Genomic DNA, 25964 nt, shown 5'->3' with positions numbered 1-25964 from the left:
TAACACTATTCAGTGAGTTATAGTAAGGAATATTAAATTTTAATTAAATAATCAATCAATCGTTTGATTTATTAAAGATCTTGTGTAAATTTGCACCTTGAAAAATGAGAGTATAATGATTTCAAAAGAAGAAAATATATTATTCGCTGCCGAGAAGCTCTTTGCCGAAAAGGGTTTTGAAGGAACTTCCACTCGGGAGATCGCAAAAGCCGCGAATGTAAATATTTCTATGATATCTTACTATTTCGGTTCTAAAGAAAAGCTGTACGAAAAATTAGTTGAATACAGAATGAATGAAGGTCAATTCTTTTCCAAGGATATTTTGGAAAGAACCGACATCAATGAATGGGAAAAAATAGAAAAAATAGTAGATCAGTTTGCAGGAAGAATAAGACATCATAAATGTTTTTACAGAATCATGCAGAGAGAGCAGTTACATGCAGAAAATCCCCAGATCGTTGAGTTTCTAAAACAAACGAAAATGGGTTTTATTGCTATGTATTCAAAGATTTTAGAAAGTGGTTTAGAGAAAGGTGTCTTCACAAAAAATCCTCCTATTTATCTGCTTCATACAACAGTGAGTGGGACATTATTCTACGCATCAAATGCTAAAGAAATGTATAAAGAATTTTTAAATGATACTGAAGATGAAGAGGTTTTTGACGAAAAATATTACACGGAACTCAATAAACATATTAAATATATACTAAAAGACCTTTTAGGTTATGAAGAGAATAAATAATTCAGTTCTTGCACTTTCTCTATTTATAGGAATTGCAAACATAAATGCTCAGGAGAAAAAAAAACTCACTCTCGATGAAGCTGTGCAGTTGGGAATCCAAAACAGCAAGAGCCTAAAGATTGACGCAGCTAAAATTGAAGAAGCTACTGCAGATCTTTTGGAAGCAAAGAACAGACAACTTCCTGAATTGAAAGTTTCCGGAAGCTATATGTATCTTCCGATTAAACCAACGATTGATCTTAAACTTTCTACCGGATCAGGTGCTGGTGCAGAAAGCCCGACAGTTCATCAGGTAGCTTATGGATCTGTGAATCTTAGTGTTCCGATCTACAACGGTGGAAGAATTAAATATGGTATTCAGTCTGCAAAATATTTGGTGGAAGCATCAAAATTAAGCACAGAAAATGATAAAATAGCCATTGCTTACAACGTTGCTCAGGCTTATAATAATTTATTTAAAGCAAATCAGTCAATCAAAGTTTTAGAAGAAAATCTTACCGCTTCTCAAAAAAGAGACGAAACTTTTCTTAAGCTTGAAAATAATGGAGTTATCGCGAGAAATGACCGTTTAAAAGCAAATCTTCAGACTTCAAATATCGAATTGCAATTATTGGAAGCTAAAAACAACTACAATATTGCGAACATCAACATGGATCTTTTATTAGGATTAGCTGATAATACAGAAATTGAAGTTGATCAAAATTATATCGACGAAGGTTCTGATGTAAAAGCAGTTGATTTTTATGTAAACGAAGCCAGAGAAAACCGTAAAGACTTACAGGCTTTGGCTCAACAAAGAAAAGCGGCTGAGTTGGGATCTAAATCGGCAAAAGCTGAAAATCTTCCTTCAATTGCATTTACAGGAGGTTATGTAGCGGCGGATATTCCGAAATTTCTTACAATTTACAATGCAGTAAATATTGGAGTTGGAATTTCTTATAATTTATCAAATCTTTGGAAAGAAAATTCTTCATTAAGACAGTCTCAGGCAAGAGAAAAGCAGTTAGCTGCCAACGATGAATTATTAAATGACAACATTAAGCTTGATGTAAACAGAGAATATCAAAACACAGATTATTCTAAAAAGAGAATCGCAGTGTATGAAAAAGCTGCTGAACAGGCTAATGAAAACTACAGAATCACAAAAAATAAATATGACAACGGTTTGGCTACCATGACCGAATTGTTGGATGCAGATGCAGCACAGATTTCTTCAAATGTTGGAGTTATTAACGCAAAAGCAGATGCAGCATTGGCTTACAGAAAACTATTACAAACTACAGGAACTTTAACAATTAAATAAGATTAAGACCAAAAATGGAAAATAATAATACACCAGTAACTGAACCTAAAAAGAAAAAGAGTTTAGTTTTCCCAATCATTTTAGCGGTTGTCGTAGTAGTGGGAGGGATCTACGGATACAGAACATATTCTTACGGACAGACTCACGAAGAAACTGATGATGCTCAGATCGCTTCAAACATGAGTCCTGTGATCTCTAAAGTTTCAGGATATGTAACGCAGGTAAAAGTAAAAGATAATCAGTTTGTTAAAAAAGGAGATACTTTGGTTATCCTTGATAACAGAGATCAAAAGATGGCTTTGGTGCAGGCTGAAGCAGCTTTAGCGACTGCAAAAAGCAATATTTCAAACGCTCAGGCAAGTACAACAGCAACATCTAAAAATATAGGAAGCTCACAAGCAGCTGTAACAACGGCAAATGCTCAAATTGAAGCTGCAAAAGTAAACGTTTGGAAAACTAATCAGGATTTAAAGAGATATTCTGTTTTGGTAAAAGACCATTCAATTACAGAACAACAATATGAGCAGGCTTTGGCTGCAAAACAATCTGCAGACAGACAATTACAGGTTTTGGTTGATCAGAGAAATCAAATTGCTCAACAAACCGGCATCGCTTCTTCTCAGACGGCTGCAAGTTCTCAACAAATCAGTGTTGCAGGTTCAGTGGCTAAGCAAAGAGAAGTTGATGTAGAAAATGCAAGATTGAATCTTTCTTACACCATTATTCTTGCTCCGGAAGACGGATTTGTTGGAAAAGTTCCAATTCAGGCAGGACAGTATTTACAGGCGGGATCTCAGTTATTCAGTTTAGTTAAAAATGACCAAAAATGGGTTGTTGCCAACTTTAAAGAAACTCAGGTTGATAAAATGGTAGAAGGTCAGAAAGTAAAAATCGAAATCGATGCTTTCCCGGACACAGAATTTGATGGTGTAGTAAGCTCATTCTCTCCGGCTACAGGTTCTACATTCTCTATTCTTCCTCCGGATAATGCGAGTGGTAACTTCGTAAAAGTTGTACAAAGACTTCCTGTGAAAATTGACTTTGTAAAACTAGATCCAAACGTTGCTAAAAGGCTTAGAACAGGAATGAATGTGAAAGCCGAAGTTACTTTGAAATAATATTTAAATAAGTGGATTGTCAATTTTGCAGAAGCAAGTCAATTGTGAAAGGAAAATGGAGCAGTAAAATTGATAATGAAGTTTGATGCCGATCTTGTGGAAGAATTCAGTGATGAAGAAGGAAATGAGGCGATGAAGATGGTTTTGCAGATGGAGTTCAATGCAGAAGTATAATGAAGTTGAAAACTGACAAACGAAGTTGATATCGGTTTTGTAGATGAAAATCAATCATGAAATTGGAAATGAAGTCGTAAAAATTGACCATGTAGTTGATTGATAATTGACAATTCACTTTTAAAAAATAATTAAAAATAATAAGGAATTAAGGGATTTAGAAATTGATGCTTGATTTGAATTATTTAAATATTTAATAACTAAATAATTTACATCCGGATAAGCTCATCAATAGGAGCGGGCTTTAGCCCGTTTAATAAAATGATTAATATTTCAAATGGCTTTAGCTTAAATAGAGTATTAATATTTGCTTAAACCTTAAAAATCAAACAGAAAACTTAATAAAGAACAAAGTTAGTTCGTAAAAATGCTTGTTCTTATTTCTAAAATTTCTAAATCTCATAATCTCTTAATTTTTTAGTACCTATAAAAAAACTATGGAAGATTCATTAGTAGAATATGGAGCCCGAAGAGTGATCATTACGATCACGGCTATTCTTTGTGCTTTGCTTGAAATTGTGGATTCCACGATTGTGAACGTTGCCCTGAACGAGATGAAAGGTAACCTGGGATCTACACTTTCTGAAGTCGGTTGGGTAATTACTGCGTATGCCATTGGTAACGTAATTGTTGTACCGATGACGAGTTGGCTTTCTCAACAGTTTGGACGAAGAAATTACTTTGCAGCTTCTATTATCATTTTTACCGTGTTCTCGTTTTTATGCGGTAATGCAGATAATATTTGGGAGTTGGTATTCTTTAGATTATGTCAGGGAATTGGGGGTGGAGCCTTACTGGTAACATCGCAGACCATTATCACAGAATCTTATCCGATTGAAAAAAGAAGTATGGCTCAGGCTATTTATGGTCTGGGAGTAATTATTGGCCCAACATTAGGTCCGCCATTAGGAGGTTATATTGTTGATAATTTCAGTTGGCCATATATTTTCTATATTAATATTCCAATCGGGATAGCAGCAACTTTAATGACATTACAGTTTATAAAAAGTCCGAAATATGCTGAAAAACGTAAAGCTTCAGATGTAGACTGGTTAGGAATTGCTTTATTGGCAGTTACAGTAGGTTCATTACAGTATATTTTAGAAAGAGGGCATGAGGAAGACTGGTTTGCAAGTGGATGGATTGTAATATTCACAGTATCAGCAGTGTTAGGATTTATTTTGTTCCTCTGGAGAGAACTTACGTTCAAATATCCGATTGTAGAGCTTAGGGTTTTGAAAAACAGTAATTTAAGGATCGGAACGGTCATGTCATTTGTATTAGGATTTGGGTTGTACGGTTCAACATTTATTGTTCCTTTATATACTCAGAGTATTTTGGGATGGACGGCCTTAGAATCCGGAGCATTAATGATTCCTGCGGCGTTAACAACCGCTTTCATGATGCCAATTATTGGTAAATTGCTTTCAAAAGGGGTAAAACAACAGATTTTGGTTTCTTTAGGATTATTTACGTTCTTCGTTTATAGTTTCTGGGGATATAAAATTCTAACTCCCGACACCGGTAAAGACGCATTCTTCTGGATGTTGATGGTAAGAGGAGCCGGATTAGGATTATTGTTTATTCCAATTACCTCATTATCATTGAGTACTTTGAAAGGTCAGGAAATTGGACAAGGAGCAGCATTTACAGGGATGATGAGACAGCTGGGAGGATCTTTCGGGATTGCGGCCATCACAACATTTATTGCGAATGCCAGTCAGAAATACAGGGTTAATTTGGTCTCGCATTTAGATTCCAATGACTTTGATGTCCAGCAAAGATTGGCAGGATTAAAAGCAAGTTTTATGGCGAAAGGCATGACTCCCGATGCAGCAATGAATGCGGCTTACAAAATGCTTGATCTTACGGTCACGAAACAGGCAACAGTGTTGTCTTACATGGATGTTTTCCTTTATTTAGGAATTGCCTTCTTAATTTGTATTCCGTTTATTTTATTGGTAAAAGAACGAAAAAGCAAAGAAAAAATAGATTTAAGTGGTGTACACTAAATTGTATTGAAATAAATACAAATCCTCCGAAATTTTTCGGAGGATTTTTTGTGGTCAAGGCTTTACAAAAAAGAAAATGCTTAGCGTAGCCGAAGCATCTATCGTAATAATCTTAACCACTTAACTAAAAAACTTAATGGTTCAAAAATTATTATTTAATTCTCGCCTTCCATTCAATCCCACTGATATCGATTAATTTCAACGTATGAATGTCATCTTTTTGAGCAAGAATATCATCAATTTTAATAGTTAAATCAGCTTTTGCTCCAAGCGGTATTATTAAACTGTGCTTTCCTGATTTCACTTTAGCAACATAATGATTGTTGATATTTTCCTTGGGAAATTTTGAAAGTTCGGTTCCATTTATTTCTTTTAAAATATCTCCTTTTTCATTTAAAACTTGTATTCCGATCAGAAACGATCCATAAACGTCAACACCTTCAGTTCTGTATACTTCAAACTTTAAATCTGAATCGTTTAGCGAAATATTTGAAATTTCAACTTTTGGTTTTACTGATTTGTTATGCAAAGTTCCCCAAACTCCACCATGAAAATACTGATTGGTATAAAGCGTAAGTCCGAAAATGAAAATGGAACCCGTCAATACAAAAAGTTTAGGATTTAAAATAGGAAATGTTCCTGAGCCAATCCATTTGAACCCTATTTTCTGAGTGAAACTAAAGTCTTTTTTCAAGAAATAATGATCTAAAGAATAAGAACCGCTTCCTGTGAGAAATAAAGTAAATCCGCCCGCAATTCCTAGAACGCCGATCTGCCATTCATCCAAACAAGTTGTGCCTATCCAGCCGGAACCTAATAAAATTCCCATCGCAAGACCAAAAATCCCGATGCTCATTAATCTTGTGAATAATCCTAAAATAATAAATAATCCCACAACAGCTTCAATAATCGTAAAAGTCACCATCGAAGTATGCAGAGCTTCAGGATGGGTAACCAAATATTCGATAATCGGTTTGATTCCTAAAGCGTTGGGTAAAAAATGATTGAATTTTTCTCCGATATATCCTGCTTCATCAGGATCGAGTTTATTTTCGAGAACGAGTCTGCGCCAAAAGGCTGAGAAGTAAGTCCACCCGATAACCATACGGATCGACAACGTATATAAACCAGCCATATCAGTAGGCTGATTGGTATTATTTTTCATTGAATTGATATTTTACTATAAATAATTGAATGTTAAAAATGATCTTTGAACTGAATCTAAATCACATTCAACCTCAATTGTTTAAATAAAATATATTTTGGCGGGCTGTTTCCGGAAGTCGCTCCGGAGTAATTGTTTTGAGTAATTGTATCCTCAGAAAAATTTGAAACTGAGTTTAGTTTAAAAGGAAAAACTTCATTTAGCTTGAAATCTGCCTTTGAAACTAACGTTTTTGAAGAAAAATTATGATGAGCAAAATCACAATTGACTGTTGGACTAACGGTCGTTTTTACTTTGTTTAAAGTATTAACATGCTGAATATCAAAAACACCTAAAACATCTCTTTTTACAGAACATGGCGATAAAGAAAAAGCCAAAAGTAGAATAACTACAATTGTTTTATAAAAATTAATATATGTTCTGGTGCTCTGCATTTTTACAAAACTACGGATTTTATATCAATAATGTTTTTTTAATCTAGATTCTTCATTAAATATTCGTATGTTAAAGGTATTTAGAATTAGAGTTCTCATACAGAATGCAGAATGAAATTGTGTGAACCTATGCTCACAAAGCATTTCAATAAATTTTGTTATTAAATACAATTTTCAATAAGTCTGATAATTTCCTAAAAACCAAATGTATACTTTTTCGTCAAAACAGCTACAAACAAACTCAATTTGGCTACTTTTAAATTCTGACTTCTGAGCAACTTTGCAGTATAAAATTTACATATAATGCAAAAAACAATTTTTATTACAGGAGCATCATCTGGTTTAGGAAAAACGACAGCAAAGTTATTTCAAACTAAAGGCTGGAATGTTATCGCAACGATGAGGAAACCAGAAGCAGAAACGGAACTTACCCAATTAGAAAACGTAACAGTTTTAAAACTTGATGTTGCTAATCCAAAAGAACTTGAAGAAACGATCGCCCATGTTCTCACCAATTACCAAGTAGATGTTGTTCTGAATAATGCAGGATATGGATTAGTAGGCCCGTTGGAAGCTTTTACAGATGAGCAAATCAAAAAGCAGATTGAAACCAATTTGATGGGAGTTATCCGTATTACAAAAGGGTTTACACCTTATTTCAGAGAGAAAAAAGATGGAATTTTAATTAATATCACTTCAACTTTCGGATTAATTGGTTTTCCGACATGCTCCATTTACAGTGCAACAAAATTTGCGGTGGACGGATTTTCAGAAAGTTTGGGTTATGAATTGGCCCAGTTCGGAATCAAAGTAAAAGTAGTGGCTCCCGGAGGTATACAAACCGATTTTGCAGGACGTTCTCTGGATGGAGCACAACATCAGGGTTATCAACAATTAATGGCTAAAGTTCAGGAAGGTTACAGTCCTGAACAGATCGCAAATTATTCAAAACCGGAAGATATTGCCAATGTTATTTATGAAGCAGCCACAGACGGAAAAGATCAATTAAGATATGTTGCAGGAAAAGATGCCAACACCTTATATAACGAAAGAGCTGAAATCGGAGCCGAAGCTCAGGTGCAGAAAATAAAATCGGATTTTAAGTTTTAAAGACCAGAAGTTTGAAGAAGGAAGTTTGAAGTTAATTTGTGACTTTTATACTTCTAGCCTCGTGCTTCCATCCAAAATTTCCCCTCTCCTGACAAACAGTTGTCACAATCTCAACTTATATTTGTACTATGAAAACCAGCCAGTCACCAGTTCACTTTCGATCTTTGTCGGCTTTACATGAAGCAATGGGCATTTCGGCGCCGTTGCATCCTTTGATCAGTATTATTGATTACGGAAAAACACGTTTTGATCCTAAAACTTTTGAAAATGGAACAAAATCGGATTTTTATAAAATTTCATTTAAAACAAAATTCAACGGTAAAATTCGGTACGGGCAGGGATATTATGATTTCGAAAATGGCGGAATGTCTTTCGTATCACCCGGTCAGATCCTCAGAATGGATAATGAAGAAGCCGATTACAGCGGAATGTCTTTACATATTCATCCCGATTTTATCAGACCTTATTCTTTACTGAAGAAAATAAAAGACTATACTTTTTTTTCCTATTCTGCTGCGGAAGCTTTGTATCTTTCTGAAAAAGAAAAGAAAACGATTTATGATATTTTTGAAAATATTCAGAATGAATTGAATGAAAGGATCGACCAATTCAGTCAGGATGTTATCATTTCTCAGATAGAACTATTACTGACGTACAGCAATCGTTTTTACAACCGGCAATTTATCACCAGAAAATCTGTCAATAATGATTTGTTGTCTAAAATGGAAGATCTTCTGAATGATTTTTTCGATAAAGAAAAAGGAATAAAAGGTCTTCCGACTGTAGAATATGTAGCGTCACAACTCAACCTTACACCAAGATATTTAAGTGATATGCTTCGCCATCATACAGGACAGAATGCGCAACAGCATATTCATGATAAATTGATCGAAAAAGCCAAAGAATACCTTTCAGAATCTCAATTTTCAGTTTCTGAAACGGCTTATCAGCTTGGTTTTGAGCATCCACAGTCTTTCAGTAAATTATTTAAAAAGAAAACAGAAATTACTCCCAACGAATACAAACAATCTCTTCAAAAATTTAATAATGAATCATAATAATTTAGATAAAATCATACAACGCTCTTTAGAAATAAGAGAAAAATATCATCAGCTGGAAATTCAGCAAAATGGGAAAGAATGGACTTTAGAACAAGACGCTTTAGCTTATCTTACGGATGCAGGATTGGTGGGACGAAATGTAATGTCACATGAAAAAACATGGACAAAAGCAAACTCCAGAGAAGCACTTGAACATAAATTAGGCGAAAATATCTGGTGGCTGATTATCTTAGCAGACCGAACCGGAATTGATATCAAAGAGGCCTTGAAAAAATTTTTAACAAAAACAGAAAATATATTAAAATGAGTTATTGTTCAGCGATAGCAGGAATGCAGCCCGAAAGCCGAAAAGAGCTTCACAAAAATTACCACGATAATCATTACGGATTTCCGATTCATGATGATAATGAATTGTTCGGAAGATTAATCATGGAAATTAATCAGGCTGGACTAAGTTGGGAAACGATTTTGAAGAAAGAAGAAAGTTTCAGAAAAGCTTATGACAATTTTAATATTCAAAAAGTGGCGGCTTACACAGAAGAAGACCGTGAAAGACTTTTGGCTGATCCCGGAATTATCAGAAATAAATTAAAAGTAAACGCCGCAATCGAAAACGCCAAAACCATCATCGGACTGCAAAAAGAATTTGGGTCATTCGAAAAATGGCTCGAGTATCATCATCCAAAAACATTACAGGAATGGATGAAAATATTCAAAAAGACATTCAAGTTTACTGGCGGAGAAATTGTCAACGAATTTCTGATGAGCATTGGATTTTTAAAGGGATGTCATGACGAAAGCTGTCCTGTATTTCAGGATGTTCTGAAGCATGATCCGATGTGGAATAAGATATAAATTTAGATGCTTCGACTTCGCTCAGCATGACATCGCTACAACTGTTCTGTTAAAAATAAACGGTTAGTATTAGGAATGTCATGCTGAGCGAAGTCGAAGCATCTTAATAATCTTAACAAATAAATTTATTTTAAACTTCTCACCGTAACATCAGGAGCCTGCCCTTGCGGAACAATAAAAATAGCATTATCACTAATTGTATCTCCTTGATCAAAATAATAACTTCCTATCACAGGAATAATACTATTGGTATATTTTCCGGATTTATCGTAAGCATAATAAGTTACATTAATCATTTGAGCTTTCATCTTTAATTCAATTTTTTTTGAAGTCAGTTTTGCTCCGGTTGCGTTGATGCAATCTAATTCTACAATTCCGATATTACTGACAATTTGCGGAGAAGAAGACAATCTGATATTATAAGATTTATCTGAAGTGTTTTTTACCGTAGCAGAAACTTTGTAGCGGTCATAGGGTTTTCCGCCCGCTTCAATGCTTTCTTTATTCGTAATATTGAACGTGACGCTCATGCCGTTGACATCTATAGTCTGGCCATCAGTTATTTTTTGAGCATTAGCAAAAGTTCCGAAACCGATGGTAACCAACAGGATGAATAGGAAGATTGAGTTTTTCATAGATTAATATTTTATGTATTAAAATTACGAAAAAAATTATTTTGAAAGAATTTTGTTTTCAATTAATATATTTGTTATTAAAATTTTGTAAATCGATAGCTTGATCTTGAAAATACTCTTTGAATTGATTTGAAAGTTTTTCATCTTTGAATTTAACGATAGTATATCCGCTGTCATATGCTACAATTTCAAGAAATGATTCTTCAATTAAAAATTCATTAGGCTTCCATGCTTTTTCATCTTCTGCGGATAAATTTGAAATAAGGTTAAGGTCTAGTTGAGTGTTTGTAGGAACAGCAGAAATAATTCCCCAAATTATTTGGGTTCTAGATTGATAAAGTGTTTCAAACTCTTCATTATTTAAAACAAAATAATCTCTATCAAAATTAATAGGTATTTCATCATCAGACATAAAATCTAAATCTGTTAGAACCCAATCGTAATCACTAAGACCTTCCCAAATTGGTTTTATAACTTCGTAAAGGTTGGTGTGTAATTTTACAATTTTTGTACTTCTGATGATCCAATTCATTTAATTTCTATTTAAAACAATATCAATTCTCCTTTCCGCTTCCTCTTTTGAAATTCCACTATAAAAATCATTAACAAAAGGATGCTCAAAGCTTTCATGAGGATAAACAAAAGGGCGTCCTACTTTATTGTTGACAAATACGTCGGTAGGAATACTTTTTTGAAAATCATAGTCTGGAAGGTAATTTGAGAGCCATCCGAAATATCCTCCTTCAAAATCTTCATTGTCATAATTCTCAACGTATTCATTAAAGCTTTTCTCACTTAATGAAACCCAAATTCCATATTCAAGATCTTGGCAATTGTCATTGACTTCCTGTACGAGAACTGCTCGCACAAAGTAGCACGTTTCATCAGAATATTTTATGATGCATAAATCTGAGGTCAATTCAGAATTCTTCAATTCTTCTTCAGACAATTGAAAATATGGGTATGGAGCGGAATAGGCTATTGCAGGCCAATCTTCTTTTTCTTCGCCGCAGCATTGGCAGATGTATTTTGTCATTAGGTTTTATTTATAATGTAGATAAAATTTATTCTCAAAGATCTCTTTAGGATCATATTTCTTTTTGAGTTGAAAAAATGAATCTGTTTGTGGATACACTTTTCTCATTTTAACTCGGTCTATGTGAAGTCGATAAGGTAGATAAAATGTTCCTTCATTTTTTAGAGCTTCGTCTACTAATTTGTTGGTAAGAACTTTCATTTTGTGTTCCTGCTGATCTGTTTTCTTTTGATTAAACAGAAAAACAAAACCAAAAACATTTTCCTTTGCATAATTCATATAGCTGTCTTCATCTTTATTTACCGCCCGAATGGTAATATTGAGTAAGTCAATTTGAGAAAATTTTAAAATAGGCTTTATATCTAATATAAATTGATTGAAATTTCGTTCCGGAATAAAATATTCCTGCAGTAAATCTGTTGAATTTGGATCTTTGTTTTCTATTAGGGAAACATGGTCGTTCAGTAATTCATTTCTCGAATAAACAGCATTTTTTGTAACTCTGTTCATTCCTGTTTCCAAATCCCATCGAAGTCTTTTTCCATACTCACTGTTTACGGTACTTCTGAATACTAAACGTTTTGTTTCTTCGTTTTTTGCATTTTGAGCAGGAAGTAATAATGCTTTTTCATCTGTTTTTTCAAAATAATTAATTGTTGCATCTTCCAGAAAACGTTTATTGGATATTTTTAATCTGCCAAAAACTAAGTTCACATTCGGATTATCTGAAATGAATTTTTTATAATAATCAACATAATTGTCTGAACTTAAACGAATGTATTTATATTGTAAAGCAAGATTATCAACTACTTTTAACTTGACATCGAGAATGATTCCGAAAAGCCCATATCCACCAATAACTAATTTGAAAAGTTCAGGATTTTCATTTCTACTGCAATTAATCACTTCTCCATTCTCTTTCATTAAAGTAAATGATACTACACTTGAAGAAATTGGTGGTGAATCTTTTTGCCAGCCATGACCATTAACACTCATAGAACCGCCTACTGAAAATGAACTAAAAGCCTGCATTACGGCAATTGATTTTCCATGCTTGTCCAGATATTTAATTGCGTCTTCCCAAAGCGCACCTGATCCGATAGTAAGAATATTATTTTTTGAATCAAGTTCCATTTGCTTGTAAGGGATCATATTGAGGAGAATTCCGTTCGGATAAATAGAATGTCCTCCCATACTGTGTTGTGCGCCTGCAATTGAAATTTTTAAATTCTTTTCCTTTGCATATTTTAATATTTGGCGAAGCTGTTTTTCTATTTCAGGTTTAGTTTCAAGAACTTTTATTAAAGTATCTATTTTGGTTAAATTTAACTGGCTTGCATCATTAGTATAACCATTTGGAATAGTAGTTTTATTTTCAGATTCTCCCCATTTAGTTTTGAAAACATGAATAATAGGAATTGAAATGAAAATTAAAATCATTAAAACTCCCAGAATAAAAAAATATCTTTTCTTCATTTATTTTACGAAATAATTAGGAGCTAAAATACTCAAATTTCCTTACCCCACCGTTTTCGTATCCTCCTGCTTCAAAATCTTTTTCTCCTTCATGGCAAGCATCATTCTTTCGCATTTGTATTTTTCCCAGTCGAATTGATTGAGGAAATCCAGAGCAGCCACAAAACCTCTGTTGAAAAGGTCTTCTTTTTCTTCTCTCTTCATAAAGAAATTCAGCCAGCTGCTTTCACCGCAATTGACGGTTTGAATGCTGAAAGAATGGTAGAAAGTATGTTTCGTAAGGAAAGATTTATCATTGAAACCTTTTAAAGTGCTGAGGATATTTCCGGCAAATGAGAAAGGCGTTTTCAGGATCTGTTCGCTGGTTTTTCCCTTTTCGGACAGAATATCGGAGTCGCTGGTGAGCTGTACCCCAAACAAAGGCATCCTCGGATAAAAGACATCACTCGAATGAAAAAGATCGATCGGGAAATTAGAAATACTTCCGCCATCAATAAAAACCCCGGAAGGGTAGATGTCTTCCGGCTTGGTGTTCATCCAGAATTTCCACGCATATTTCACAGAATCATCACTCTTATCGATCATCTTTTGAAAAGGCTGAAAAAAGAAAGGAACCGACATCGAAGCACGTACAAACTCAGCCGGACTGATACGTTTCATTTCCTCCTCAGACCAGTATAAATTGGCCATCGTGGGAAGTTCAACCTTGATTTTAGCATTAATATCGGTGGTGATAACAATGTATTCTGATTTCAATAAATAGAAAGGATTGTTTTTATAATAATCATTGTTAACAGCACTTTCATAGAATATTTTGTAGCGTGTCTTGTCGATATGCTCTAAATTATTAACCTTAATTTCTTCAATACTGTTTAATGCGATGGCATAATATTCCTGTTCATTTCCGTAACGGTAGTTGAGGTTAAGCTCAAGTTCCTTTTGGATGAATTTTTCATTAAGTTCGGCAACGGTTTTTATCCCGAATCCGTTCATCACATCGGTCATTTGATCTAAAAAAGCTTTTCCGGGATTGAGTCCGCTGTTTTGTTTTCTGAAATCATTATAAAACTTTTTAACACAAAAAAACGCAATGATAATCGGAATGAGCGGAACAAGGAAAAGAAGTTTTGCATTCAACGTAGTTTCCGAAGAAAGCGCAAACGGAATAGTAATAAGAATAATCATGATTACAGCTGCGATGATAGCATTTATTTTCAGGAAATTCTTGTTGTTCAGCATTGCATGAATGGTAGTTTTCACATATGTTTTCCCATCCATAAAATCTGAAAAATCCCAATTGAAAAGTATTTCTTTGATGACCTCACTTTTAGCTTCTTCTTTAGTTTTACACGCTGCAATCAACATGGTATTTATTGCTCCGGCGCTGGTTCCTGCAATCTTCAGAAAGCGAACCCCAAAGATTTCTAAACCATACAGATAACCAACCAATGCACTTCCCCAAACACCGCCGCCTTCCTGTACAAATTCTACATATTGATTTCCGTGAGCATCCAGAAGATCAGAAAATTCTTTGGACGAAATATTTTCATGCAAAGCTGTAAGCTTGTCTTTAGCTTCTCGGGAAAGTACATTTTCCTCAAGAATTTTGTTAAGAATTTCGGTTTTCATGGTGGTTTGGTGTTTTAGTTTTTTGCTTAATTTTTTGTTTGATATTGGTAAACGCTAAGCTTAGTGTCATTGCGAGGAGCGAAGCGACGAAGCAATCTCTTAAAAGTATTACTAAGCTTAATATTCTTAAAATCTTAATGGTTTAAATTTTAACACATCAAGGTTCATTAAAAGATCAAGGTTATAAAGAGATTGCTTTACTTCGACAGGCTCAGCACAGGCTTGCTTCGCTCCTCGCAATGATATTCTTACAGTAAAATTAATTAAAATCAATCTTAAAAACATACGTGTTTTCACGCTAATTATTAAGTGATTTTACCATTGTTTTCTTCTTGCATATATAAAGGTAGAGATTACAATTAAAGCCATTAGGCCTAAAGTATAAAAATATCCGTGTTTTGTATGCAGTTCAGGCATGTTATCGAAGTTCATCCCATAAACACCTGCAATAAAAGTGATGGGTAAAAAATAAACGGAATAAATGGCTAAAACTTTCATCACCTGATTCGCTTTTTGATCCGAAAGTGCTAAAAACATCCCGATTAAGTTGGTGATCTGTATATTGAGATGATCAAAATCGGCCACAACGTCTTTGTGTTTATCCTTTAAATCGACGACTTCAGAATCCTGTAATCCCAAAAGTTTAAATTTATCAATTGCATCTGTGGAAATCGTCAATACTCTTGAATTTAATCCTGATTTTCTTTTCAGTTTGTATAATCTTCGAATCTGATTGGTATGATTTGTATTTTTAAGAAAAATCTCATTTTCAATATTATCCATTGTTTCCATTAAGCTTACAGACTCATCATCGAAACTTTTCATCAACAATAAAGCGATCATTAAAGCAACATTCTGCGGCGTTGTTTCTGTCTGTGAAGCGGAAAGCTGTTTTTTCGTTTCATTAATGCTTTTGGTCTTCATCCTGTGGATGGTAATGATGGTTTTATCCACAATAAAGATCCCGATCTTGGTGCTGATATCACTGATGGTGTTGAGGTTTTTTCTTTCCAGCTCGGTGCTTTCACGGAAAAGGAAAAATTTTACGTTTCCATCCTCTTCATATTTTGGTAAGTGATTAGGGTCTAAAGTATCTTCCAGAAGAAGATTGTTGATCTCGTATCTTTCATGAAGAAATTTCATATCTTCTGCTGTGGGAGCTTCTACATCTACCCATTCGCACTGGGAGTCTCTGTATATCGTATCAATTGGCATAAAGTAAAAATACTAATATTTTGAAAAACTATGTGTTAAATAAGTTTTATCTTTGGCAAAATTAAAAAAACTATATGATTAAAAGTACAATAAAAGGAATCGGATTTTATGTGCCGGATAATGTTGTAACAAATGATGATCTAGCTAAATTAATGACCACAAATGATGAATGGATCACAGAAAGAACCGGTATCAAAGAAAGAAGACACCGTAAAAACAGAAATGATTCTCAGGAAACCACTGCTTATTTAGGTTTTAAAGCCTCTGAAAAAGCACTGGAAAAAGCGGGTTTAACGGCTAAAGATATAGACTATATTGTTTTCGCAACGCTTTCTCCAGATTATTACTTTCCTGGTTGTGGTGTTTTGCTTCAGGATATGTTAGGTTGTGATACGATTGGAGCTTTGGATGTGAGAAATCAGTGTTCAGGGTTTGTGTATGCAATGAGTGTTGCCAATGCTTTCATAAAATCCGGAACATATAAAAATATTTTGGTGGTTGGCGCTGAAGTTCATTCCTTCGGATTAGATTTTTCTGATGAAGGAAGGGGAGTTTCCGTAATTTTCGGAGATGGAGCAGGGGCGGTTGTCCTTTCTGCAAGTGAAGATGCCAATGCAGGTGATATTTTAGCAATGAATATGCATTCTGAAGGGAAATACGCGGATGAATTGTGTACTCAGTTCCCCGGATCTAAATACGGGTGGAGCGACAGAATGAGAAAAGAACCTGAAAACGTGACTGATAAAGAAGTATATCCTATCATGAACGGAAATTTCGTTTTCAAACATGCGGTAACAAGATTTCCTGAAACAATGCAGGAAGCTTTAGATAAAGCAGGAAAGAAGATTGAGGATCTTGATATGTTTATTCCACATCAGGCGAATTTAAGAATTGCTCAGTTTGTACAGCAAAAATTTGGGTTGCCGGATGAAAAAATCCATAATAACATCCAGAAATACGGAAATACAACTGCAGCATCTATTCCGATTGCTTTAAATGAAGCAATTGAGCTCGGTAAAATAAAAAGAGGAGATTTAGTTCTTTTATCAGCTTTCGGAAGTGGATTCACTTGGGGAAGTATTTTATTTGAGTATTAATATTCTGTTAACAATTTCTGAGAAAAAGCCGTTTTATTGTTTAAAGCGGTTTTTTTAATGGCATAAATGATATTTTTTTAAAAATAAATAGCCAAAAATAGTTAAAATTAATTTAAACGTTTAATTAGATCGGAATCATATATTTTATAGTTTAACATTCAGTGCATTTTCAAATTTTAATTAATATTTTTCTATTTTTTCTATCTTTTTGTAAATTAAATAAATATTGATTGTTTACTATTTTGTGTTAATTTTTGTTTATTTAATTGATTATGTTATTTTTTTTTGAGAAATATGTCGAAATTAAATTATTATTTTACTAAATTTACATCAATATAATTATTATTGGTTCTTCAAAATATTATACTGTTAAACTTTAAAACTTAAAGAAATGAAAAAGAATTTATTACTTGCAACTTTTCTGCTTCCCTTATTAGCATTTGCTCAGGTAGGGGTAAACACCACAACGCCTGCGGCAACCTTGGACGTGACTGCGAGAAATGCTACCGGGGCTTCTGTCGAAGGTTTACTGATACCGAGAGTCGATAGGCTAAAGGCTCAAACTATGACTGGTGTTCCTACTTCAACCTTAATATATGTAAATAATGCTGTCAGTGGATCACAATCCGGTACGGCAGCACTTATAGATGCCGTTGGATATTATTTCTTTGACGGAACGGTCTGGACAAAACTAGGTGCTGGTAATAGTACTGGAGTTAATATTTATAATTCCGACGGAACTCTTACAGGAAACAGAATTGTAACACAGAACGCAAGCACATTGGCATTCACGGGAACAGCAGCAAATGCTTTCTCTGTAGATGCAAATACTTTTTCTGTAGATGCGGCTAATGATCGTGTAGGAATTGGGACTACAGCGCCACAGAATAAATTTCATGTTGTAACTACAGCGCCGGTTTTAGGTAGATATAGTTTAATTGATGCGCCTGTTGGTACGGTTGAGGCTCCTATTCTTTCGTTAAGAAATACGTCTCCCTCTGCTGCCGGAAATTATTCGCTTTTAGGTTTTACTAATAGCGGTGCGACTTCCGGAGGTGCTAATTGGGGGATAGGAACGGTAGTTACGGCAACTGCTAATCAGGAAGATTTTTTTATGGCAAATTCTACAGGAAGTTCATATATTGATCGTTTTAGAGTTACGTATGGAGGAAATGTCGGAATAAGCACACCTACACCGCAGAGAAGGCTTCATGTAAATGGAGGTATGCAGTTAACGAATGAACTGAATGTCGGAGGTGATGCAGCAACAGCCGGAAGCGCAGGAACGGTAGGGCAAATCCTTGCTTCAGCAGGACCGGGAGCAGCTCCTACATGGCAAAATGTTTCAGCGGCGGTGGGTAATGTATCTTGGAATATTTTGGGAAATACAGGTACAAATCCGGCGACTAACTTTTTAGGAACGACTGATGCTCAACCTTTGGTTTTCAGAACTGGAAATACTGAGAAAATGCGAGTTGCAGCAGGTGGAAATGTAGGTATTGGCACTGCGAATCCTTTAGCAACGACTCATGTGGTAAACTCCGGGACTCAAGGAGCCTTTGTGGGGCTTGTTGGGCATGAAAATAATATTGGACTAAGAGTTGAAAATAATGTGAACGGTAATGCTGTCATTCAGCATTTTACAGCTAAAAATGCAAGTGGAGCTTCCCGTGATGCTATTATGGGGATCAACCCGATCGGGACTTCTGGAAACGGGTTGTTCATTCTTGCAAGAGATAATGCTTCCGACTTTTTGATGGATCTTACATCCGGACATATTGGATTAGGGACAGATCCAAGCCCGACAATTAGGATTAATATGGCGGATCCAGCAGGAACTACAGAAAATCCTATTGCCCGTGTAAGTAATATATCCCCGGTTGCAACTGGTAACAAAGCTATTATTGGTTTTAATGCTTACAATGGCGGTGGTTCTACATGGGGGATAGGTTCCGAGCAACAGAGTACAAGTCCTTTTGATAGCAGTTTTAATTTCTTGTATAGTGGAGGAAGTTCTTATATTAAATTGGTAACGATAAAACCAAGTGCGCCGTCTACCGGAGCCTCAGCATTTTTTGGTATCAATAATCCTAATCCTACTTCGGCACTTGATGTTATCGGTAATGCGAAAGTATCAGGAACTACTACGATGTCTAACGGGTATACTGCTGGTGGTTTAGCTACACATAATGGCAATATTCAGTTGAACGGTTTGTTAACAGCCAATAGTACTGCTGCTGTTGTGCAGAGTATGACTTCATCTGCGGCTACGCTTGCAGGAGGGGTAATACAGTTGAGAAAAGCGGCTGCGGCTGTTTCGGGTGATGTATGGATGAATTTTATTGCCAATGGATCAACGGTAGGTACAATTACCAGTAATACTGCAACCTCAATCGCGTATAATACAACTTCAGATGTACGTCTGAAAGAAAATATCAAACCTACTCATTTTGGAATTAAAGATGTTATGAATATTCAGGTAAGTGACTATAATTATAAAGCGGATTCAGGAAAAACTCCGCAAACAGGTTTTATTGCTCAGCAGCTTCATACGGTTTTCCCGGTAGCGGTTACAAAAGGTGGTGAAGACGCCGGAAAAAATCCTTGGGCAGTAGATTACGGTAAAGTAACGCCGTTGTTGGTGAAAGCTATTCAGGATCAGCAAAAACAGATTGATGAGCTTAAAGCGCAGAATGCAAAACTTACAGCAGCTGTGGATAATGCAACAGACATGGAAAATAAATATGCGCAACTTTTGCAGCAGGTAAAAGAAATGCAGGTTGTGCTAGGGGTAAAGAAAACACAAAACACTATAGTGGCAAGTAATGAAAGTGCTGCCACCCAAGTTGAAAAATAATCTTTGAAAAGATTTTTTTTCCCCGCGTGAACAGATCTCACTGGTGGCGAAAAAATATGCGAAATGTTCCCAAATTAATTTCTCATTTGATCATCATCAGTGAAAAGTTCACCAAAAATAGTATATAACGAATTAGTATTTTTTAACTGAATCGGTTACTGTACTATAAAAGCTGTCTCAAATCATTTGAGGCGGCTTTTTTTAGTATATAACTTGTAAGTATCTATTAAGTTTGTGTTGGTTTTTAATAAAAATGAAAATTTCTATTTCCTAATTTTATGGTAATCAATATTAAATCATCTGTTAAATAATTGATCATTGTACAGATATTACAATATTACCTGTTGTAAAAAAATATTGTTAAAGGTTAAATAGTTATGAGGTTAACTTTTCCTATTATATTTACAAAGAGTTTATTCAAAGGATTCTCAGTAGACTTAAGTAAACTTTTTTGTTAATACACTTAATGGTAGAGTTGGAATGGGATTAAAATATAAAACGACAATAGGTTTGACTTACATTCATTTGCTTTTCATTCAAAATGTTCAAATGTGGAAGTGATTTTTGCTGCATCTTTATCGATAAATTTATACAAAATGATGATTTTTTATTTTTATGTAATGATTTTAGTCAAAAGTAACTTTATGTTTAAATGTTTAACCTTCTTATTTTATAAACATTTACAAAATATTTATTTGCAAAGATTATCGTAATTTAACTTTTTATTAACAATTTTAGTTCATTTATTTTTAATAAATGTTGTTAACATAATTCGTTTTTTTTTGATTAATTGTTTTGTTTTTTTAAGTGTTATCTGCTCTTAGATTTGAAATAATTTCATAGTTTATTTCTAAATGTAAAATATTTTCTTATTGCTAATTAATTTATTAAATCGAATTTAAATTATTTATTTTATAACATAATTTAATTATTAATAAAAAATAATTATTCATGTTTCATATTTTACTATTTTAATAAAAAATTTAGATTAGTGTTTTGTAACTATAATTATTAAAAATAAATGTGATGAAAAAACAAACATTACCACTTTTGATTGCTCTATTGGGTTGTTCTTCGGTTATATATGGTCAGGTAGGAATAAATACAACATCTCCTGCTGCTACATTGGATGTGACAGCCAAAAATACCACAGGAAGTACAGTAGATGGGCTGCTTATTCCTAGGGTAGACAGGCTGAGAGCTCAAAGTATGACAGCAGTACCTACTTCTACTTTAATCTACGTAAACAGTATCGCCAACGGATCAACAAGCGGAACTGCAGCATTGATTGATGCTGTCGGATATTATTTCTTCAACGGGACGGTCTGGACGAAATTAGGAGCCAATAGCCCGGTCAATATTTACAATTCGGATGGAACTCTTACCGGAAACAGAATCGTAACGCAAGGTGCAAATACGCTAGCCTTTAACGGAAGTGCTGCTAATGCTTTTTCAGTGGATGGAACTACCTTGTCTGTAGATGCGGCCAATGATAGGGTGGGTATAGGAACCACAACCCCGGAAAATAGATTTCATGTGGTTGCAAATCCTACAGGAACAGGCAGATACAGTTTAATAGATGCTGCTGCCAGTACAGCAGAAATTCCCATACTTGCCTTGAGAAATACCTCGCCCGTGGCTGCTAATAATACCTCATATCTTGGATTTAGTTCAAATAATGCAAGTGGCGGAGTAACTTGGGGAATCGGAGCGCTTCAAAATAGTACTGCTCCGAATGATAATAATTTTCAAATTGTATATAGCAATGGAGGTAGCTTTCAGAAATTCTTCAATATCGTACCTTCAGGAAATACGGGTATTGGAACTTCTACACCTCAGAAAAGATTACATGTGAATGGAGGCTTGCAGATTACCAATGAATTGAATGTAGGAGGAGACGGAGCCACAGCCGGAAGCGCAGGAACAACAGGTCAGGTTCTGACTTCTGCGGGAGCCGGAGCAGCGCCAACATGGCAGGCATTACCTGCAGCTCCTGCGAGTGTGAATATCTACAACTCAGACGGAACGCTTACCGGAAACAGAGTCGTAACACAGGGAGCAAACACATTAGCTTTCAACGGAACAGCAACCAATGCATTTTCTGTTGATGGATCTACACTTTCTGTAGATGCTGCTAATGACAGGATGGGTGTGGGAACAGCAACTCCACAAAGAAAACTTCATGTAACTGGCGGATTGCAGGTAACGAATGAATTAAACGTTGGCGGTAATGCAACAACGGCGGGAAGCGCCGGAACAGCGGGACAGATTCTTACATCGGCCGGAGCCGGAGCGGCACCAACTTGGCAAAACCTAGCCCCTAATAATGACTGGAGTCTAACAGGTAATACAGGAACTACGCCTGCCACCAACTTTTTGGGTACAATAGACAATCAGGATATGGTTGTAAGAACAAATAATACTGAAAAAATGAGAGTTGCGGCTGGAGGAAATGTGGGTATAGGAACTGCAGCACCGGCCGTGAAACTAGACGTTGCTCAGGCTATAGGTACTGCAGAAAGCACACATCTGCGTATTTTGAATACCTCGCCGGTTGCTACCGACAATACGGCCTACATCGGTTTCAACTCTTACAACGGAGGCGGTGCAACGTGGGCAATAGGATCTAAGCAGAACAGTGCAACAGCTATAGATAATAACTTTCAGATTGTATATAGTAATGGAGGTAATTTCCAGAAATTCTTTAATATTATACCTTCAGGAAATACAGGTATCGGAACAGCGACCCCTCAAAGAAAATTGCATGTAAATGGCGATTTACAGATTACCAATGAGTTAAATGTAGGAGGAGACGGAGCCACAGCCGGAAGCGCCGGAACAGCCGGACAATATCTTGTGTCGTCCGGAGCTGGAACTGCACCAACATGGCAGAATTTAAATATTCCTGCTAATCTGAATATATACAATTCAGACGGAACGCTTACCGGAAACAGAGTGGTAACACAGGGAGCAAGAACATTGGCTTTTAATGGAACCGCAACGAATTCCTTTTCTGTAGACGGGACTACATTGTCTGTAGATGGAGCCAATAATAGGGTCGGTATCGGTACAATAGCGCCTGCTAATAATCTTCATGTAGTAGCAACGACAGATCCCCTACGTCTGGATGGGGTGGCAACCGGAAATGCGGGAACGGACCAATTGATGGCGATAAATCCTTCGGGCGTTGTTAAAAAAATAGGTACGGTAGAGGATTTGGGTATACCGAGACCTGCCGTTTTCAGATTAGATACTCAACAAAATGATTTTTTATCTGCACAAGGAATTGGTACTTCTCAAGTAGTACCGATGACAATGATTGCCAATGGTATAAACGGACTTACCTATAATGCGGCAACAAGTACAGTTACTCTGCCACAGGGATTATATCAGATTGCATTTGTATATGAAGCAGCTCATAATGCTACGGGATGTACGATAAGCTCATACTTTGTTGATTTTCCGCTGAATGCTGGAATTCAAAGGGTACATAACACAGCTTCGCATGTTCAAGGAGCAAATTCTAATCATGGGGGAACTGTTAATTATACAACAACAGTACCTGCAGGAAAAACCTGGCAGATAAGTTTAGGAAGAGGGCAATCCGGAAATTGCTTAGGTGCTGGAATGTTACTTGCTGGATTATCAACTCAGGTATTGATTTATAAAATAGGAAATAACTAATAGGATTAATTATTAAAAAACAGATGAAATTTTTGATGAAATTCATCTTAAAAAATCCGTCGAAAGGCGGTTTTTTTTTTTTTAAAATTAAAAACAATTATAAAAATAAATTTTAAGTAGATGAGGTGATTTTAAATAAGTTCATAATGTATATTTTTCTTTGATATGTGATTAATTTTTATTCTCATATAAGAAATAACACTATGTAGTGAAAAATTTTTTTGATTTGATTTTTTGTTTTTTTTAATCAGATATGTTATAGTGGAAGAATTTTATAACTTTGGTTTTCATATTGTTAAACTAAAATAGTATATAAATGGTATACCGTTTTTTTTGCAATTTCCTTAATTTTTCTTCACTTCGCACTGTGAAAAAAATACACAAATTAAAATCATAACACTAATGAAAAAAAATTTTTTAACCTTAGTTGCCCTTGTAGGAGCTTCTTCTTTAGTAATAGCCCAAGTTGGTATAAATACATCATCTCCCGGTTCCACTTTGGATATTGTTGCAAAAAATGCTACAGGCACTACTACCAATGTAGATGGATTGTTGATCCCAAGAGTTGACAGACAAAGAGCTCAAAGTATGGCAGGGGTTCAGACCTCAACGATAATTTATGTTAATAATGCCGGTAGTGGGACACAAACCGGAACAGCCGTAAATATAGATGCAGTAGGATACTATTATTACAACGGAACAGTTTGGGCGAAATTATCATCATCATCCGGTGTAAATATTTATAATTCCGACGGTACGCTTACCGGAAACAGAGTTGTAACGCAGGCTGATAAAACATTAGCATTTAACGGAACGGCAACCAATGCCTTCTCTGTAGACGGAACAACATTATCAGTAGATGCCGCAAATGATAGAGTGGGAATAGGAACTACTACGCCGAGTGTAAAGTTAGATGTAGCACAGGCAATAGGAACTTCTGAAGCAACCCAGTTTCGTATTATAAATACCTCACCGGTAGCAGCTAATAACACTGCTCTTATGGGCTTTAATTCTTATAATGGTGGAGGTGCTACCTGGGGCATGGGTACTATACAAAACAGTGCCAGTGCAACAGATAATAACTTTCACATTATGTTTAGTAGCGGAGGTAACTATAATAAATTTTTTACCATAAGACCAAACACAGGGTTTACAGGGATATTGACTGCTACACCACAAAGAACACTCCATGTAAATGGATCTTTGCAGGTTACCAATGAATTAAACGTAGGAGGAAATGGTACTACTGCAGGAAGCGCTGGTACAGCAGGTCAGATTCTTACTTCAGCAGGAGCCGGAACTGCACCAACTTGGCAGGCATTGCCTGCAAGTGTAAATATTTATAATTCGGACGGAACACTTACAGGAAACAGAACAGTAACACAAGGGGCGAACAGGCTAACCTTTAACGGAACAGCAACGAATGCTTTTTCTGTAGACGGAACAACGTTGTCGGTAGATGCAGCCAATGACAGGATAGGTATTGGTAATGCAGCTCCTGCCAATAAGCTCCACGTTACTGCGGGATCAGATCCTTTACGTTTGGATGGAGTCGTAGCCGGGAATTCAGGAACGGATCAATTGATGGCAATAAACCCTTCTGGCGTTGTTAAAAAACTGGGTACAGTAGAGGATTTGGGTATACCGAGACCTGCTGTTTTCAGATTAGATACTGACCAAAATGATTTTTTAAATGGAATAGGAATTGGTGGATCTCAAGTGGTGCCAATGTCAATGATAACCAATGGGATAAGTGGTCTTACCTATAATGCGGCAACAAGCACAGTTACTCTGCCACAGGGAATATATCAGATCTCCTTTGTGTATGAAGGAGTGCACAATAGTCCGGGATGTACAATTAGCTCATATTTTGTAAATTTTCCACTCAATAATGTAGAACAAAGAGTACACAGTACCGCTGTACATTCTGAAGGAGTAGTTTCCAATCATGGGGGAACTGTTAATTATACAACGACAGTTCCTGCAGGACAAACTTGGCAGATACGTTTGGGAAGGGGACAATCCGGAAATTGTTCAGGTCCGGGAATGACACTGGTGAAATTATCAACTCAGGTATTAATTTATAAAATAGGAAATAACTAATAGGATTAATTATTAAGCTAAAAATATTTAATGAAATTCCTCTTAGCAAAATCCGTCGAAAGGCGGATTTTTTTTGTTTTTAATTTTAAAAGCAATCATAAAAATTAAACTTTAAGAAGATGAGGTAATTTTAGGTGATATCAGAGTGTATATTTTTCTTCAATAAGTGATTAATTTTTATTCTTACATAAGAAATAACACTGTATAGTGAAAAATTTTTTACTTTGATTTTATATTTTTTTTAAAAATTAGATATAG

Annotated in this window: 20 protein-coding genes; 12 read left to right on the top strand and 8 right to left on the bottom strand. The window is 35.4% G+C overall.

The window, feature by feature from the left end; translation table 11 throughout:
- The first annotated feature begins 115 nt into the window (after positions 1-115).
- The 4 genes from EG348_RS00515 (at position 116) to EG348_RS00500 (ending at position 5349) form a co-directional block, all read left to right on the top strand.
- The gene (locus EG348_RS00515) at positions 116-742 is read left to right on the top strand and encodes a TetR/AcrR family transcriptional regulator (protein ID WP_123979679.1); all 627 of its coding nucleotides are present in this window, start codon (positions 116-118) and stop codon (positions 740-742) included.
- Complete coding sequence (locus tag EG348_RS00510; RefSeq protein WP_123979676.1) at positions 726-2045, top strand: TolC family protein; 1320 nt, start codon at positions 726-728, stop codon at positions 2043-2045. Before EG348_RS00515 ends, EG348_RS00510 begins: the two co-directional genes overlap by 17 nt.
- A 14-nt stretch (positions 2046-2059) precedes the next feature.
- Positions 2060-3163 carry an HlyD family secretion protein gene (locus tag EG348_RS00505; protein WP_072409935.1) on the top strand — a complete coding sequence of 368 codons (1104 nt, stop codon included), beginning with the start codon at positions 2060-2062 and terminating at the stop codon, positions 3161-3163.
- A gap of 611 nt (positions 3164-3774) precedes the next feature.
- Complete coding sequence (locus EG348_RS00500; protein ID WP_123979674.1) at positions 3775-5349, top strand: DHA2 family efflux MFS transporter permease subunit; 1575 nt, start codon at positions 3775-3777, stop codon at positions 5347-5349.
- Between the two features lie 151 nt (positions 5350-5500).
- On the opposite strand, the gene EG348_RS00495 is transcribed toward EG348_RS00500, so the two are convergent.
- The gene (locus EG348_RS00495) at positions 5501-6514 is read right to left on the bottom strand and encodes a TQO small subunit DoxD (protein WP_123979672.1); all 1014 of its coding nucleotides are present in this window, start codon (positions 6512-6514) and stop codon (positions 5501-5503) included.
- A gap of 56 nt (positions 6515-6570) precedes the next feature.
- On the bottom strand, positions 6571-6948 hold the full coding sequence (locus EG348_RS00490; protein ID WP_123979670.1) for a hypothetical protein: 378 nt from the start codon (positions 6946-6948) through the stop codon (positions 6571-6573).
- 303 nt (positions 6949-7251) lie between these two features.
- Between EG348_RS00490 and EG348_RS00485 the strand changes: the two genes are divergently transcribed.
- From EG348_RS00485 to EG348_RS00470, 4 genes are all read left to right on the top strand, one after another.
- Positions 7252-8058 carry an SDR family oxidoreductase gene (locus EG348_RS00485; protein WP_123979668.1) on the top strand — a complete coding sequence of 269 codons (807 nt, stop codon included), beginning with the start codon at positions 7252-7254 and terminating at the stop codon, positions 8056-8058.
- Positions 8059-8186: 128 nt separating this feature from the next.
- Positions 8187-9116, top strand: coding sequence for a helix-turn-helix domain-containing protein (locus tag EG348_RS00480; RefSeq protein WP_123979666.1), 930 nt, complete (start codon positions 8187-8189; stop codon positions 9114-9116).
- Positions 9106-9426: a MazG-like protein gene (locus tag EG348_RS00475; protein WP_123979664.1), complete on the top strand. Its 321-nt coding sequence runs from the start codon at positions 9106-9108 to the stop codon at positions 9424-9426. The genes EG348_RS00480 and EG348_RS00475 overlap by 11 nt, the downstream gene beginning before the upstream one ends.
- On the top strand, positions 9423-9974 hold the full coding sequence (locus tag EG348_RS00470; RefSeq protein WP_123979662.1) for a DNA-3-methyladenine glycosylase I: 552 nt from the start codon (positions 9423-9425) through the stop codon (positions 9972-9974). The genes EG348_RS00475 and EG348_RS00470 overlap by 4 nt, the downstream gene beginning before the upstream one ends.
- Positions 9975-10099: 125 nt before the next feature.
- Here the strand turns inward: EG348_RS00470 and EG348_RS00465 are convergent, their stop codons facing one another.
- From EG348_RS00465 to EG348_RS00440, 6 genes are all read right to left on the bottom strand, one after another.
- On the bottom strand, positions 10100-10609 hold the full coding sequence (locus tag EG348_RS00465) for a hypothetical protein (protein WP_123979660.1): 510 nt from the start codon (positions 10607-10609) through the stop codon (positions 10100-10102).
- 58 nt (positions 10610-10667) lie between these two features.
- Entirely contained in the window at positions 10668-11141 is a 474-nt protein-coding gene (locus tag EG348_RS00460) for a hypothetical protein (protein WP_123979658.1), read from the bottom strand.
- Complete coding sequence (locus tag EG348_RS00455; RefSeq protein WP_123979656.1) at positions 11142-11645, bottom strand: DUF2199 domain-containing protein; 504 nt, start codon at positions 11643-11645, stop codon at positions 11142-11144. It lies immediately after the preceding gene.
- 6 nt (positions 11646-11651) lie between these two features.
- Positions 11652-13121, bottom strand: coding sequence for an FAD-binding oxidoreductase (locus EG348_RS00450; RefSeq protein WP_123979654.1), 1470 nt, complete (start codon positions 13119-13121; stop codon positions 11652-11654).
- Between the two features lie 42 nt (positions 13122-13163).
- Positions 13164-14750, bottom strand: a complete 1587-nt coding sequence (locus EG348_RS00445; RefSeq protein WP_123979652.1) for a patatin-like phospholipase family protein — start codon at positions 14748-14750, stop codon at positions 13164-13166.
- A 315-nt stretch (positions 14751-15065) separates the two neighbouring features.
- Entirely contained in the window at positions 15066-15965 is a 900-nt protein-coding gene (locus EG348_RS00440) for a CorA family divalent cation transporter (protein ID WP_123979650.1), read from the bottom strand.
- Positions 15966-16039: 74 nt separating this feature from the next.
- On the opposite strand from EG348_RS00440, the gene EG348_RS00435 reads away from it, so the two are divergent.
- The 4 genes from EG348_RS00435 to EG348_RS00420 all read left to right on the top strand — a co-directional run bounded on the left by EG348_RS00435 (position 16040) and on the right by EG348_RS00420 (position 25706).
- Positions 16040-17062 carry a 3-oxoacyl-ACP synthase III family protein gene (locus EG348_RS00435; RefSeq protein ID WP_123979648.1) on the top strand — a complete coding sequence of 341 codons (1023 nt, stop codon included), beginning with the start codon at positions 16040-16042 and terminating at the stop codon, positions 17060-17062.
- Between the two features lie 391 nt (positions 17063-17453).
- Positions 17454-19919: a tail fiber domain-containing protein gene (locus tag EG348_RS00430; protein ID WP_123979646.1), complete on the top strand. Its 2466-nt coding sequence runs from the start codon at positions 17454-17456 to the stop codon at positions 19917-19919.
- 1026 nt (positions 19920-20945) lie between these two features.
- Positions 20946-23603 (top strand): beta strand repeat-containing protein, encoded by a 2658-nt coding sequence (locus tag EG348_RS00425; RefSeq protein ID WP_123979644.1) that lies wholly within the window; start codon positions 20946-20948, stop codon positions 23601-23603.
- Between the two features lie 402 nt (positions 23604-24005).
- Complete coding sequence (locus EG348_RS00420) at positions 24006-25706, top strand: hypothetical protein (protein ID WP_123979642.1); 1701 nt, start codon at positions 24006-24008, stop codon at positions 25704-25706.
- Positions 25707-25964: the final 258 nt, after the last annotated feature.

This window comes from Chryseobacterium sp. G0201 (genome assembly GCF_003815655.1).
Taxonomy (GTDB): Bacteria; Bacteroidota; Bacteroidia; order Flavobacteriales; family Weeksellaceae; genus Chryseobacterium.
Note: the sequence above shows the minus strand (reverse complement) of the source record. Positions and strands in the feature narration are given on the sequence as shown.